Origin of the sequence: Streptomyces sp. NPDC096311 (assembly GCF_044763085.1) — a bacterium.
Lineage (GTDB): Bacteria > Actinomycetota > Actinomycetes > Streptomycetales > Streptomycetaceae > Streptomyces.
Map to the genome: position 1 here is coordinate 80,654 of NZ_JBIWFN010000008.1, position 12,873 is coordinate 93,526.

The window sequence follows — 12,873 nt, forward strand, 5'->3', positions numbered from 1 at the left end:
CCGTTCGCGCACATCCGGCGACAACCTCGCGCCCACTGACGCGCCCACCGACTTCTCGCAGCACCCGATTCATCCGTAGGAGAGGACCGATTCCCATGGCCGATGCCCCCACCGGCAAGGTGACCATCGTCGGGGCAGGGCCCGGCGCCGCCGACCTGCTGACGTTCCGCGCCGCGCGCGCCATCGCCGAGGCCGACGTCGTGATCTGGGCGGCCAGCCTGGTGCAGGCCGAGGTCCTCGAGCACGCGCGCGAGGGGGCGGAGATCCTGGACTCGGCGACGATGTCCCTGGAGGACGTCGTGGCCGTGTACGAGCGGGCGGCGGCCGACGGGCTGAAGGTGGCCCGCATCCACTCCGGCGACCCGGCCCTGTGGGGCGGTACGCAGGAGCAGCTGGACCGGTGTGCGGACCTGGGCGTCGAGACCGAGATCATTCCCGGCGTCTCCTCCTTCTCCGCCGTGGCCGCGCTCGCCCAGCGCGAGCTGACGATCCCCGAGGTCGCGCAGTCCGTGATCCTCACCCGGCTCGGCGGCGGCAAGACGCCCATGCCGCCCGGCGAGGAGGTGCGGGAGTTCGCGCGGCACGGCACGACCATGGCGCTGTTCCTGTCGGCCGCCCGCAGCGGACAGCTCGTACGGGAGCTGCTGGAGGGTGGCTATCCGACGTCCACGCCGGTCGTGGTCGCCTACCAGGCGACCTGGCCGGAGGAGCTGATCGTGAAGTGCACGATCGAGACGCTGGAGGAGACCGTCAAGGAGCACAAGCTCTGGAAGCACACCCTCTTCCTGGTCGGCCCCGCCCTCGACGCGACCGGCACCCGCTCGCACCTCTACCACCCCGGCCACTTCCACGGCTTCCGCAGGGCCGATCCGCAGGCGCGCGCGGAGCTGCGCGCGGCCCGCAAGGGCAGTCCTTCGTGATCACCGTCTTCGGTACGGGGACGGGGGCACCGCTTCCCACGGACGCCTCGGACGCGCTGGCCGAGGCCGGGCTCGTCGTGGGCGCCCGACGCCATCTGGCGGCCGCGCGGCTGCCGGACGCGGTGGAGCGGATCGTCCTCGGGCCGCTCGCGCCCGCCCTTGACGCGATCGAGGGATGCCTGGAAAAGGAGCGGCGCGTCGTCGTGCTCGCCTCCGGTGACCCCGGGTTCTTCGGGATCGTGCGAGCGCTGGCCGAGCGGTTCGGGGCCGAGCGGCTGGACGTGCGGCCCGGTGTCTCGTCCGTCGCGACCGCCTTCGCGCGGCTCGGGCTGCCCTGGGACGACGCCGTGGTGGTGAGCGCCCACGGGCGCGCGCTGCGCACGGCCGTCCAGGTCTGCCGCTCCCACCCGAAGGTGGCGGTGCTGACCGGCCCCGGCTCCGGGCCCGCCGAGCTGGGCGCCGCCCTCGCCCACCCCCGCGCCGGGCGCGTCCTCGTCGTGGCGAGTGCCCTCGGCGACCCCGCACACGAGCGGGTCGAGCGGGTCACCCCGGCTCAGGCCGCGGGCCGCGACTGGGGCACGGCGGTGAGTGTCGTCCTGTGTCTCGACGAGTCGCGGGCCCTGGCCCCCGTGCGGACGGTCGCCGGTCCCCCGGCCGGACCCGACCGGTGGGCTCTGGACGAGCGCGAGTTCACCCACCGCGACTCGATGATCAGCAAGTTCGAGGTGCGGGCGCTGGCGCTGGCCCGGCTCGGGCCGCGCCTCGGCGAGCAGGTCTGGGACGTCGGCGCGGGCTCCGGCTCCGTCGCCGTGGAGTGCGCGCGGTTCGGGGCCGCCGTCACCGCGATCGAGAAGACACGGGACGGCTGCGACCGGATCCTCGCCAACGCCGAGGCGCACGGCGTCGACGTCCGGGTGGTGCACGGGGCCGCGCCGACCGTGCTGTCCGACCTGGACGATCCGGACGCCGTGTTCATCGGCGGCGGGGGGCGCGAGCTGCCCGCCATCGTGACCGTCTGCGCGCGGCGGGCCCGGCGGGCCGTCGTCGTCGCCATGGCCGCGCTCGACCGGGTGCCGGCGGCCCGGGAGGCGCTGACCGCCGCCGGGTTCGACTGCGACGGCGTACTGCTGCAGTCCTCCCGGCTCGCGCCGCTGCCGGGGAACGTCACCCGGCTCGCGGCCACCAACCCCGTTTTTCTGCTGTGGGGCGTCCGGCCTCCGGCACGTACCGAAGGAGTCCTCCAGTGATCGGCCTGATTTCCGCCACGGCGGCGGGCGCGGCGGCCCGTGACCGGCTGGCCGCGGCCTGGCCCACCCGTACGCGGGTGTACGACGGGTCCGTCGGGGACGCCGTGCGGCGGGCCTTCGCGGAGTGCGACCAGTTGGTGTGCTTCCTCGCCACGGGCGCGGTGGTGCGGCTGATCGCGCCGCTGCTGGACGACAAGACGTCCGACCCGGGGGTCGTGTGCGTGGACGAGGGCGGCCGGTTCGCCGTGTCGCTCGTCGGCGGTCATGGCGGCGGCGCCAATGAACTCGCCCGCGAAGTAGGCGAGTCGCTCGGGGCCGAGCCGGTGGTGACGACGGCGACGGACGCGGTCGCAGTGCCGGGTCTCGACACGCTCGGCTTCCCCGTGGAGGGGGAGGTCGCCGCCGTCACCCGGGCGCTGCTGGACGGCGAACCCGTCGCCCTGCGGGCCGACTTGGCGTGGCCGTTGCCGCCCCTGCCGGTCGCGACGGAGGGCGCGTACGGCATTCGTGTCACCGACCGGGCCGTGGCGCCCGGCGAGCGCGAGGTGCTGCTGCGGCCGCCCTCCCTCGTCGTGGGGGTCGGCGCGTCCAAGGGCGCCCCGGTGGCGGAGATCCTCGGCCTCGTCGAGGACGTGCTCCGTGACGCCGGGCTGTCCGCGAGGTCCGTCGCGGAGCTGGCCACCGTCGACGCCAAGGCCGAGGAGCCCGGCATCGTCGAGGCCGCCGGACGGCTCGGGGTGCCCGTGGTGACGTACACCGCCGAGGAGTTGGCGACGGTGGACGTGCCGAACCCCTCGGACGCGCCGTTCACCGCCGTCGGCACCCCGTCCGTCGCGGAGGCCGCCGCCCTCGCAGGCGGCGGTGAACTCCTCGTGCCCAAGCGGAAGTCGACGCGTGCGGACGGGCGGCCCGCGATGGCCACCTGTGCCGTCGTGCGCCGCGTGGCGCGCGGGCGGCTCGCGGTGGTCGGGCTCGGCCCCGGCGCCCGTGACCTGCTCACCCCGCGGGCGAAGGAGGAGCTGCGGCGGGCGTCCGTGCTCGTCGGGCTCGACCAGTACGTCGACCAGATCCGCGATCTGCTGCGCCCCGGCACCCGGATCCTGGAGTCCGGGCTCGGCGCCGAGGAGGAGCGGGCGCACACGGCGGTCGCCGAGGCACGGCACGGGCAGGCCGTCGCGCTGATCGGCAGCGGGGACGCGGGCGTGTACGCGATGGCGTCACCGGCACTGGCCGAGGCGTCCGACGACATCGACGTGGTCGGGGTGCCGGGCGTGACCGCCGCGCTCGCGGCCGGAGCGATCCTGGGCGCGCCGCTGGGCCACGACCACGTGTCGATCAGCCTCTCCGACCTGCACACACCGTGGGAGGTCATCGAGCGCCGGGTGCGGGCCGCCGCTGAGGCCGACATCGTCGTGACCTTCTACAACCCGCGCAGCCGGGGCCGCGACTGGCAGCTCCCGAAGGCGCTCGCGATCCTCGCCGAGCACCGGGAGCCGACGACGCCGGTCGGAGTCGTGCGCAACGCCTCCCGGCCGGACGAGTCGAGCCGGGTGACGTCGCTGGGGTCCCTGGATCCGGCGATCGTCGACATGATGACCGTGGTGACCGTGGGCAACACGGCGACGCGTGAGATCGCCGGGCGCATGGTGACACCGCGCGGCTACCGCTGGCAGGAGGAGCCCAAGTGAGCCGAGTGAGCCAGGTGTTCCCGGAGAACCGGGTCGTGCACCCCATCGAGCAGGAGTCCTTCCGGCGGCTGCGTGCCCGCCTGGACACCTCGCACTTCCCGCCGCTGACGCGGGCGGTCGTGGAGCGGGTCATCCACTCCGCGGCCGACCTCGACTACGCGGACGACCTCGTCACCGACGAGGGCGCCCTGGCGAAGGCGCACACGGCGCTGCACGCCGGGGCGCCGGTCGTGGTGGACGTGGAGATGGTCGCGGCGGGCATCACGCGCCGCGACACCGTCTGCCGCCTCAGGGACGCCAAGACCGGCCCGGGGCTGACCCGTTCGGCCCACGCGATCCGGCTCGCGTACGAGGACGTCGGGCCCGGCGCGCTCTGGGTGATCGGCTGTGCGCCGACCGCCCTGGAGGAACTGCTGACCCTCGACGCCGACCCGGCGCTCGTCATCGGTCTGCCCGTCGGCTTCGTCGGCGCCGCCGAGTCGAAGGCCGCGCTGCGCGACAGCGGGCTGCCCGCCGTCAGCAACGTGTCCGAGAAGGGCGGCTCGGCGGTCGCCGCCGCCGCGCTCAACGCCCTGCTGTACCACCCCGCAACCAAGGAGTTTTCGTGACCACCCCGCCCCCCGCCCTGCTCATCGCCGGTCACGGCACCCGGGACGCGGCCGGAGCCGAGGCCTTCCGCGACTTCGTACGGCAGTTGGGGCACCGTCACCCCGAACTGCCCGTCGCCGGTGGGTTCATCGAACTGTCGCCGCCGCCGCTGGGTGACGCCGTGACCGAACTGGTCGAGCAGGGGGTACGCCGGTTCGCCGCCGTCCCGCTGATGCTGGTGTCCGCCGGGCACGCCAAGGGCGACATCCCGGCGGCGCTGGCCCGTGAGAAGGAGCGGCACCCCGGGATCTCGTACACCTACGGGCGCCCGCTGGGCCCGCACCCGTCGCTCCTCGCGGTGCTCGAACGGCGGCTGGACGAGGCGCTCGGCGGCACGGTCCGTACGCCGCAGGACCGGTCCGACGTCACCGTGCTGCTCGTCGGGCGCGGCTCCACCGACCCGGACGCCAACGCCGAGGTGCACAAGGCGGCGCGGCTGCTGTGGGAGGGACGCGGGTACGCGGGTGTCGAGACGGCGTTCGTGTCGCTGGCGGCGCCGGACGTCCCGTCGGGCCTGGACCGCTGTGTGAAGCTGGGCGCGCGGCGGATCGTGGTCCTTCCCTACTTCCTGTTCACGGGCCTCCTCCCGGACCGGGTGCGGCAGCAGACCGAGGGCTGGGCGGCGGCGCACCCGGACGTCGAGGTGCGCTCGGCCGAGGTCATCGGCCCCGAGCCGGAGCTGCTCGACCTGGTCATGGAGCGGTACCGGGAGGCGGTCAAGGGCGACCTGCGGATGAACTGCGACTCCTGCGTCTACCGCATCGCGCTGCCCGGCTTCGAGGACAAGGTGGGCCTCCCCCAGCAGCCGCACTTCCACCCGGACGACGACGGGCACCACCACGAAGGACATCACCACGGGCACCACCACGGCGGGCACGCGCATGCACACTGAGGGCGCGCACGGAGGCGACGCGCGCGGCGCCGGCTCGCGCGCAGACGACGCGCACGATCTGCGGCACCACGGGGACGCCGAGGTGCGGGACGACGGCTCGGCGCTCACCGATCTCGCCGTGAACGTCCGTGCGGACACGCCGCCGGCGTGGTTGCGCGAGCACGTCGCCGCGTCGCTGGACGGCCTCGCGGCCTATCCGGACGGGCGGGCCGCGCGGGCCGCGGTGGCGGCGCGGCACGGGGTGCCGGTGGAGCGGGTGCTCCTGACGGCGGGCGCGGCGGAGGCGTTCGTACTGCTGGCCCGTGCCCTGAAGGTCCGTCAGCCGGTCGTGATCCACCCGCAGTTCACCGAACCGGAGGCGGCGCTGCGGGATGCCGGCCACACGGTCGACCGGGTGTTGTTGCGTGAGTCGGACGGGTTTCGGCTGGACCCCGCGGCCGTACCCGAGGACGCGGACCTCGTCGTGATCGGCAACCCGACCAATCCGACGTCCGTGCTGCACCCGGCGGCCGCGATCGCCGCGCTCGCGCGGCCCGGGCGGACGTTGGTGGTCGACGAGGCGTTCATGGACGCGGTGCCGGGTGAGCGGGAGGCGCTGGCCGGGCGGACGGACATTCCTGGGCTTGTCGTGCTGCGCAGCCTCACGAAGACGTGGGGGCTGGCGGGGTTGCGGATCGGGTACGTCCTGGCCGCGCCCGACACGGTCCGCGAGCTGTCCCGTGCGCAGCCGCTCTGGCCCGTCTCCACGCCCGCCCTCGCGGCGGCCGAGGTGTGCGTGTCGCCCCGGGCGCTCGCCGAGGCCGCCCACGCGGCGCGGCGGGTCGCCTCCGACCGGGCCCATCTCGTCGCGGGGCTCCGGGAGTTCGAGCCCGACGGGTTGCGGGTCGTCGAGCCCGCCGAGGGTCCGTTCGTGCTGATTCGGCTGCCTCGGGCGATGGTGGTGCGGCGTCACTTGCGGGGGCTGGGGTTCGCGGTGCGGCGTGGGGACACGTTTCCGGGACTGGGGGACGACTGGCTCCGCCTGGCCGTACGAAACCGGGCCACCGTCAATGGATTCCTCCAGGCGCTGGATCGGGCGATGGTCGTGGCTGGGGGATGAGGGTGGGTGCGGCGCGGGGTCTCCTCGCCCCCGCCGCCCCTGCCCTCCCCCACGCTCTCGGCTTCGCTCGAGCAGGGGGCACCGGCCCCGTTCCACGGCGTCGCGCGGACCGAGGCTCTTAGGGGCGCGGGGAACTGCGCGACCAGCCCCCACCCACCCGCAGCCGAAGAGCACACCCGCCGGGGGCTCAGGCGTGGCGGCGGCGGGCCAGGGCGACGGCCGCTCCGCCCGCGGCCAGGAGCACGACCGCCCCACCCACCACGTACGGAGTCGTCGACGCGCCACCGGTCTCGGCGAGGCCCGACTCCGCCGCTGCCCCCTGGGGCTTGATGTCGGGGGGAGGGGCCGACACGGAGACAGCGGGCGCGGACGGGGACTCACACATGACGGACCCGAGGGTCAGGGTGCCTTCCACATCCGCCACGTTCAGCTTCAACGGGTTGACGGAGACCTTGAGTTCGAGCGCGGACGCCGCCGCCGTACGGGACGTGGTCCGCGTCTTGGAGAAGTCGATCCGGACCTCACCGACCCCCGGCACCTTCACCTCCGTCGGACCGCCCACCGTCAACGTCACCTTCTTGCCGAGGACGGTCACCCCACCCAGGAGGGTGGCGGAAGCCACGGGCTTGCGCCCCGCCTCACAGGTCGCCTTCGAGGTCACCTGCCCGACCTCGATGAGGGACAGCAACGGCAGCCCGGGGACATGGATCCGCGCATGGGTGAGGTTCGTGGACGCCTCGGCCCCCGACGCGGACACCGTCGCCTTCGCGGAGGCGACATCCGCCCGCAGCACACTGAACGGCTGACCGCCGTCGACCCCGTCCAGCCTCGCCGTCAGCGCGGTCCGCTCGGCGCTCCGGGGCGCCCGCACCTCGTTGAGGGAGACCGCGAGCGGGACGTTCACGGTCTTGTTGAGCAGGGACACGTCGAGCCCGGTGCGCAGCACGACGGCGCTCGCGCGACCGTGGTCGGCGCTCGCGTGCGCGGCACCCGCACCGGCCAGCGCCACCGGACCGGCGGCGAGGACGGTGGCCGCCGCGGTGGCGGTGAAACGGCGTGCGGACATGCGGAAGTCGGTGTTGGCGTTCAAGGGTGGGACCCCCAGGAGAGAACCGCTTGGGACCCGGCAAGAATTACGCACCGAGAGTGAACAGTCAGCAACCTGACGTGACTTCACTCCAACGTGGGGTTTCCGGGAGTTCGTTCGAATCTTCCGACACCGCTGGGCACGGATGTTCCCCGCTGTCACCCACTCAACATCACCGCCCCGAACACGCCGGTCGACGCTCCGGAGCGCGCACGGTGGTGCGTAACGAGGCGACCGGCGGACACGTAACGCTCCGTCAACCGGACGACCGACGACCTCCCCGACGACAGGACCTAGCCGACAACCCGCCCGTTCAGCACGACCCGGCGCGGAGCCGCCAGCACCCGTACGTCCGCGCGCGGATCCCCCTCGTACACCACGAGGTCGGCGGGCGCGCCCTCGTCGAGCCCCGGCCGCCCGAGCCACCGCCGGGCGCCCCAGGTCGTCGCGGACAGCGCCTCGACCGGCGGGATGCCCGCGGTGACGAGTTCGGCGACCTCGCCGGCCACCAGACCGTGGGCCAGTGAACCGCCCGCGTCGGTGCCGACATAGACCGGGACTCCGGCGTCGTAGGCGGCGCGCACGGTGTCGTAGCGGCGTTCGTGCAGTGCCCGCATGTGCGCCGACCAGCGCGGGAACTTCGTCTCTCCCCCGGCGGCGAGCTGCGGGAAGGTGGCGATGTTGACGAGCGTGGGGACGATCGCGACCCCTCGGGAGGCGAAGAGGGGGATCGTCTCCTCGGTCAGGCCGGTCGCGTGCTCGACACAGTCGATGCCCGCCTCGACCAGGTCCCTGAGCGAGTCCTCCGCGAAGCAGTGCGCGGTCACCCGTGCGCCGAGGCGGTGCGCCTCGGCGATCGCCGCCGCAGCGGCCTCGCGCGGCCAGCAGGCACTGAGGTCGCCCGTCTCGCGGTCGATCCAGTCGCCGACCAGTTTCACCCAGCCGTCGCCGCGCCGGGCCTCCTGGGCGACGTACGCGACCAGGTCCTCCGGCTCGATCTCGTGCGCGTAGTTACGGATGTAGCGGCGGGTGCGGGCGATGTGCCGGCCCGCGCGGATGATCTTCGGGAGGTCGGCGCGGTCGTCGATCCAGCGGGTGTCGGAGGGCGAGCCCGCGTCCCGGACGAGCAGGGTGCCGGCCTCGCGGTCGGTGAGCGCCTGCTTCTCGGAGACGTCGTCGGGGACGGGCCCGTGCGCGTCGAGGCCGACATGGCAGTGCGCGTCGACGAGACCGGGCAGGGCCCAGCCCTCGACGGTACGGATGTCACGGGCGCCGACGGGACGCTCGTAGGAGATCCTCCCGCCGACGACCCACAGTTCGTCCCGGACGTCGTCGGGCCCGACGAGCACCCGCCCCTTCACGTGCAGCACCGCGCGATCGCTCATGCACCGCACCTTAATTCGTGCCGGACGGCCCGGTGCTACAGCCCCCTTTCCCCCTCCTCCGCGTCCTCCTCGACCTCCGCCATCGCCGGGTCCAGCAGCCGGGACAGGAAGTGGCGGGTGCGCTCGTGGCTCGGGTTGCCGATGACCTGCGCGGGGGCGCCGTCCTCGACGATCACGCCGCCGTCCATGAAGACGACCCGGTCGGCGACCTCGCACGCGAAGCTCATCTCGTGGGTGACGACCATCATCGTCATGCCTTCGCGCGCGAGCCTGCGCATGACGGCGAGCACGTCGCCGACGAGTTCCGGGTCGAGCGCCGAGGTCGGTTCGTCGAAGAGCATCACCTCGGGCCCCATGGCGAGCGCGCGGGCGATCGCGACGCGCTGCTGCTGGCCGCCGGAGAGGGAGGAGGGGTAGGCGTCCGCCTTCTCGGACAGGCCCACCCGCGCCAGGTTCTCGGCGGCGACCTTGGCCGCCTCCTCCTTGTCCCGCTTCAGCACCCGGCGCTGCGGGAGCGTGAGGTTCTCGGTCACCGACAGGTGCGGGAAGAGGTTGAACTGCTGGAAGACCATGCCGATCCGGCGGCGTACGGCGTCGATGTCGACGTCGGGGTGCGTGACCTCGCTGCCGCCGACGAAGACCTGCCCCTTGGTGGGTTCCTCCAAGAGGTTTACACAGCGGAGCAGGGTGGACTTGCCGGAGCCGGAGGGTCCGATGACGCAGACGACCTCGCCCTGTCCGATCTCCAGGTCGATACCGCGCAGGACGTCGTTGTCACCGAAGGACTTGTGGAGGTCCCGGACCTGGATCTCTGGAGTGCTGGTGCTGGAAGTACTGCTGGTGCTGGTCACTTGGTGGCCTCCCCGGCCTTGGCCTCCAGGCGGCGTACGACGAATCCGAGCGGCACGGTGACGAGCAGGTAGCACAGGCCCGCGACCAGGATCGGTGTGGAGTTGGCGGTCTGGCTCGCCAGGTCGCGCCCGAACTTGGTGAGCTCGCGCTCCTCCAGGGTGACCCCGAGGAACAGCACCAGCGAGGAGTCCTTGAAGAGGAGGACGAGCTCGTTGGTGAGCGGCGGGATCACGATGCGGAACGCCTGCGGGATGACGATCGAGACCATGGCCCGGGCGTGCGAGAAGCCCAGCGAACGGGCCGCCTCCATCTGTCCCTTGGGCACCGCCTGGATGCCCGCGCGGATCGTCTCGGCCATGTACGCGGCCGAGACCAGGCCGAGCGCGAGCGCCACCTTGCCGTAGGTGCCGCCGGGGATCTCCGTGCCCGGGAACGCCAAGGGCACGGCGACACCCACGAAGACGAAGATCAGCAGGGCGGGCAGGCCGCGGAAGATCTCGATGTAGATGCCGGCGAGCCAGCGGTAGGGGCCCACCGGGGACAGCCGCATCAGGGCGATGACCAGGCCGAGCACGAGACCGACGACGAAGCCGGACATCGTGTAGAGCACGGTGTTCTTCAGCGCCAGCGTGATGACGTCCGGGAACATCTGCTTGACCAGGTCCCACTGCGCGAACTGGTTCTTCAGACGCCCCCAGTCCGCCGCGACCGCGAAGGCGATCACGGCGGCGACGAAGACGACGTACTGCGCGCCGCGCGAGAGGGCGCGCTTCTGGCGCCGGGTCAGGCCGGACTTCCGGGGCTGGAGTCGTGCGTCGGCATCACTCATGAGGCGGACGGGGAGGCGGTGGCCGCGGACGCGGGGTACGGGCCGATCCACTTCTCGTAGAGCTTCTTGTACGTGCCGTCGGCCTTGGCCTGCTTGATCGTCTTGTTGATCTCGGCGAGGAGCTTGGTGTTGCCCTTCTTGACCGTGAAGCCGTACTGCTCACCGGTGTTGAGGTTGTCGACCACCTTGAAGGCCTTGGCGTTGGCCTTGTCCTTCAGCCAGCCCTGGACGACCGGGTAGTCGATGATGACGGCCTGGACCTGGCCGGTGCGCAGGCCGCTCAGGACCGCGTCGGAGGACTCGAAGGAGACCGAGTCGAAGCCCTGCTTCGTCGCGTACTCCTCGCCGGTGGTCTGCGCCTGGGCGCCGAGCTTCTTGCCCTTGGCCTTGACGTCGGCGAGGGAGTTGACGCCGCTCTTCTTGTCGACCAGGACGGCCTGGGTGGCGTCGAAGTACGGGTCGGAGAAGTCGACGTTCTTCTTGCGCTCCGGGGTGATCGTCATGCCGGCCGCGGCGAGGTCGCACTGGCCGGAGTTGAGGAACGCGCCCGTCTTGAAGTTCTCGAAGGGCGTGTCGACGATGGCCTGCTTCACGCCGAGGTCCCCCGCGACCAGGTCGATCAGTGCGACGTCGAAACCCTGCACCTTGCCGTTGATCTCCGACTGGAACGGCGGGTACGGGAGGTGGGTGCAGGTCGTGACCTGGCCCGCCTTGACCAGGGGAACGCCCTTGGCGCTGCTCTGGCCGCCTCCGCCGCCCGAGGAACAGCCGGCCACGAGCAGCAGCCCGGCCGTGGCGGTGGTGGCGGCCAGAATGCGCGTCCGGCGTCCGAGGACCGAGTTCACGGAGACCTCCTGTGGGGGGAATGGAGGCTTCCGATTATAAGGAAAGGTTTGACTCACTCAAACCAATCCGATGGCTGTTGCGCCGTTCGGCCTCGGAAGTCATGCCTCGCGGGGCCGTCAGGCCGTATGACCTGGGGGTGGCTGTCCGTACGGCCGAGGATCGCCGCGGGCGTGACAAGGACGCCGGATACGCTCGGGGCTGCGCATTGGAACCCGTGAGCGAAGAGAGCACCGCCGTGACCCATCCCTTCCTGGACCTCGCCCCGCTGAGCGCCGCACACTTCGCGGCGATCGAGGACCGCGTGGCGCGGCTGCTCTCCACCGAGCAGGACGTCGTGATCATGCAGGGCGAGGCGCTGCTGCCCCTGGAGGGTGCCATTCGCGCCACGGCCGGACCCGGTACCACCGCGCTCAACGTGATCACCGGGCCGTACGGGCAGACCTTCGGGGACTGGCTGCGGGACTGCGGGGCGACGGTGATCGATCTCGCGGTGCCGTTCCACACGGCGGTGACGGCCGCGCAGGTGCGCGACGCCTTCGCCGAGCATCCGGCGATCGACTTCGTCTCGCTGGTGCACGCGGAGGCGGCGACGGGCAACACGAACTCCGTCGCGGAGATCGGCGAGGTGGTGCGTGCGCACGGCGCGCTGTTCTACCTGGACGCCGTCGCCTCGATCGGCGCGGAGCCGGTGCTGCCGGACGCGTGGGGAGTCGACCTGTGCGTGATCGGGGCGCAGAAGGCGATGGGCGGGCCCGCCGGGGTGTCGGCCGTGTCCGTGAGCGAGCGGGCATGGGCTCGGATGGCCGCCAATCCCGGGGCGCCGCGTCGGTCCTACCTCTCCCTGCTGGACTGGAAGGAGCGGTGGGTCGACGGCGGGCGCAAGGCGCTGCTGCACGCGCCGGCGCAGCTGGAGATGCTGGCGCTGGAGGCGTGTGTCGAGCGGATCGAGGCGGAGGGGCTCGACGCGGTGATGCGCCGCCACGCCCTGGCGGCGGCGGCCACGCGAGCGGGGGCGGTCGCTCTCGGCGGCGGGCTGGAGCCGTATGTGTACGAGGCGGGGGACGCGGCGCCGGTCGCCACGACCTTGCGGGCGCCGTCCGGGGTCGACGCGGGGGTGCTGGTCGCGAGGGCGCTGGCCGCGGATCCGGTGTTGCCGCTGGTCGCGGGTGGGGGTGCGCTGGCGAAGGAGATGATCCGGGTGAACCACTACGGTCCCGATGCGACGCAGGGGGTCGTGCGCTCCTGCCTCGCGGCGCTGGGCGCGGCGATGGCCGAGTCCGGCCTCACGACCGACCTGGAGGCGGCACGCCGCGCGACGACGATGGCGTGGTCCTAGCCCGAACCTGGGGCTCCACCCCGGACCCCGGGTGAGTTCTTCGG

At 72.8% G+C, this 12,873-nt stretch carries 12 protein-coding genes; 7 read left to right on the forward strand and 5 right to left on the reverse strand.

Annotated features, from left to right (window positions below; genetic code table 11):
- Positions 1-95: 95 nt before the first annotated feature.
- The 6 genes from cobM to cobC are packed head-to-tail and all read left to right on the forward strand — an operon-like array spanning position 96 to position 6,494.
- Entirely contained in the window at positions 96-920 is an 825-nt protein-coding gene (gene cobM / locus ACIRA5_RS21370) for a precorrin-4 C(11)-methyltransferase (RefSeq protein ID WP_075026154.1), read from the forward strand.
- On the forward strand, positions 917-2,167 hold the full coding sequence (cbiE, locus tag ACIRA5_RS21375; protein ID WP_403692899.1) for a precorrin-6y C5,15-methyltransferase (decarboxylating) subunit CbiE: 1,251 nt from the start codon (positions 917-919) through the stop codon (positions 2,165-2,167). The genes cobM and cbiE overlap by 4 nt, the downstream gene beginning before the upstream one ends.
- The gene (cobJ, locus tag ACIRA5_RS21380) at positions 2,164-3,855 is read left to right on the forward strand and encodes a precorrin-3B C(17)-methyltransferase (protein ID WP_403692903.1); all 1,692 of its coding nucleotides are present in this window, start codon (positions 2,164-2,166) and stop codon (positions 3,853-3,855) included. The genes cbiE and cobJ overlap by 4 nt, the downstream gene beginning before the upstream one ends.
- Before the next feature lie 5 nt (positions 3,856-3,860).
- Positions 3,861-4,463, forward strand: a complete 603-nt coding sequence (locus ACIRA5_RS21385) for a precorrin-8X methylmutase (RefSeq protein WP_403693330.1) — start codon at positions 3,861-3,863, stop codon at positions 4,461-4,463.
- A complete protein-coding gene (locus tag ACIRA5_RS21390; RefSeq protein WP_403692905.1) occupies positions 4,460-5,395 on the forward strand; it encodes a sirohydrochlorin chelatase in 936 nt (311 codons plus the stop codon). The genes ACIRA5_RS21385 and ACIRA5_RS21390 overlap by 4 nt, the downstream gene beginning before the upstream one ends.
- Complete coding sequence (gene cobC, locus ACIRA5_RS21395; RefSeq protein WP_403692906.1) at positions 5,385-6,494, forward strand: Rv2231c family pyridoxal phosphate-dependent protein CobC; 1,110 nt, start codon at positions 5,385-5,387, stop codon at positions 6,492-6,494. Before ACIRA5_RS21390 ends, cobC begins: the two co-directional genes overlap by 11 nt.
- 187 nt (positions 6,495-6,681) lie before the next feature.
- Here cobC and ACIRA5_RS21400 read toward each other — a convergent pair whose 3' ends face one another.
- The 5 genes from ACIRA5_RS21400 to ACIRA5_RS21420 all read right to left on the reverse strand — a co-directional run bounded on the left by ACIRA5_RS21400 (position 6,682) and on the right by ACIRA5_RS21420 (position 11,492).
- Positions 6,682-7,584, reverse strand: coding sequence for an SCO1860 family LAETG-anchored protein (locus tag ACIRA5_RS21400; RefSeq protein ID WP_403692909.1), 903 nt, complete (start codon positions 7,582-7,584; stop codon positions 6,682-6,684).
- Positions 7,585-7,874: 290 nt separating this feature from the next.
- Positions 7,875-8,966 (reverse strand): amidohydrolase family protein, encoded by a 1,092-nt coding sequence (locus ACIRA5_RS21405; RefSeq protein ID WP_403692912.1) that lies wholly within the window; start codon positions 8,964-8,966, stop codon positions 7,875-7,877.
- A 35-nt stretch (positions 8,967-9,001) separates the two neighbouring features.
- Entirely contained in the window at positions 9,002-9,817 is an 816-nt protein-coding gene (locus ACIRA5_RS21410) for an amino acid ABC transporter ATP-binding protein (protein WP_403692914.1), read from the reverse strand.
- Complete coding sequence (locus tag ACIRA5_RS21415) at positions 9,814-10,647, reverse strand: amino acid ABC transporter permease (protein ID WP_382187678.1); 834 nt, start codon at positions 10,645-10,647, stop codon at positions 9,814-9,816. The genes ACIRA5_RS21410 and ACIRA5_RS21415 overlap by 4 nt, the downstream gene beginning before the upstream one ends.
- Positions 10,644-11,492, reverse strand: a complete 849-nt coding sequence (locus ACIRA5_RS21420) for a transporter substrate-binding domain-containing protein (RefSeq protein ID WP_403692917.1) — start codon at positions 11,490-11,492, stop codon at positions 10,644-10,646. The genes ACIRA5_RS21415 and ACIRA5_RS21420 overlap by 4 nt, the downstream gene beginning before the upstream one ends.
- A gap of 236 nt (positions 11,493-11,728) precedes the next feature.
- Here ACIRA5_RS21420 and ACIRA5_RS21425 point away from each other — a divergent pair, with 236 nt between their 5' ends.
- Entirely contained in the window at positions 11,729-12,829 is a 1,101-nt protein-coding gene (locus tag ACIRA5_RS21425; RefSeq protein ID WP_403693332.1) for a pyridoxal-phosphate-dependent aminotransferase family protein, read from the forward strand.
- Positions 12,830-12,873 lie beyond the last annotated feature (44 nt).

Bases quoted from the DNA above. Each gene is read 5' to 3' on its own strand.
- ACIRA5_RS21405 (WP_403692912.1), bottom strand. From the start codon at position 8,966: ATGAGCGATCGCGCGGTGCTGCACGTGAAGGGGCGGGTGCTCGTCGGG.
- ACIRA5_RS21415 (WP_382187678.1), bottom strand. From the start codon at position 10,647: ATGAGTGATGCCGACGCACGACTCCAGCCCCGGAAGTCCGGCCTGACC.
- cobM (WP_075026154.1), top strand. From the start codon at position 96: ATGGCCGATGCCCCCACCGGCAAGGTGACCATCGTCGGGGCAGGGCCC.
- cobC (WP_403692906.1), top strand. From the start codon at position 5,385: ATGCACACTGAGGGCGCGCACGGAGGCGACGCGCGCGGCGCCGGCTCG.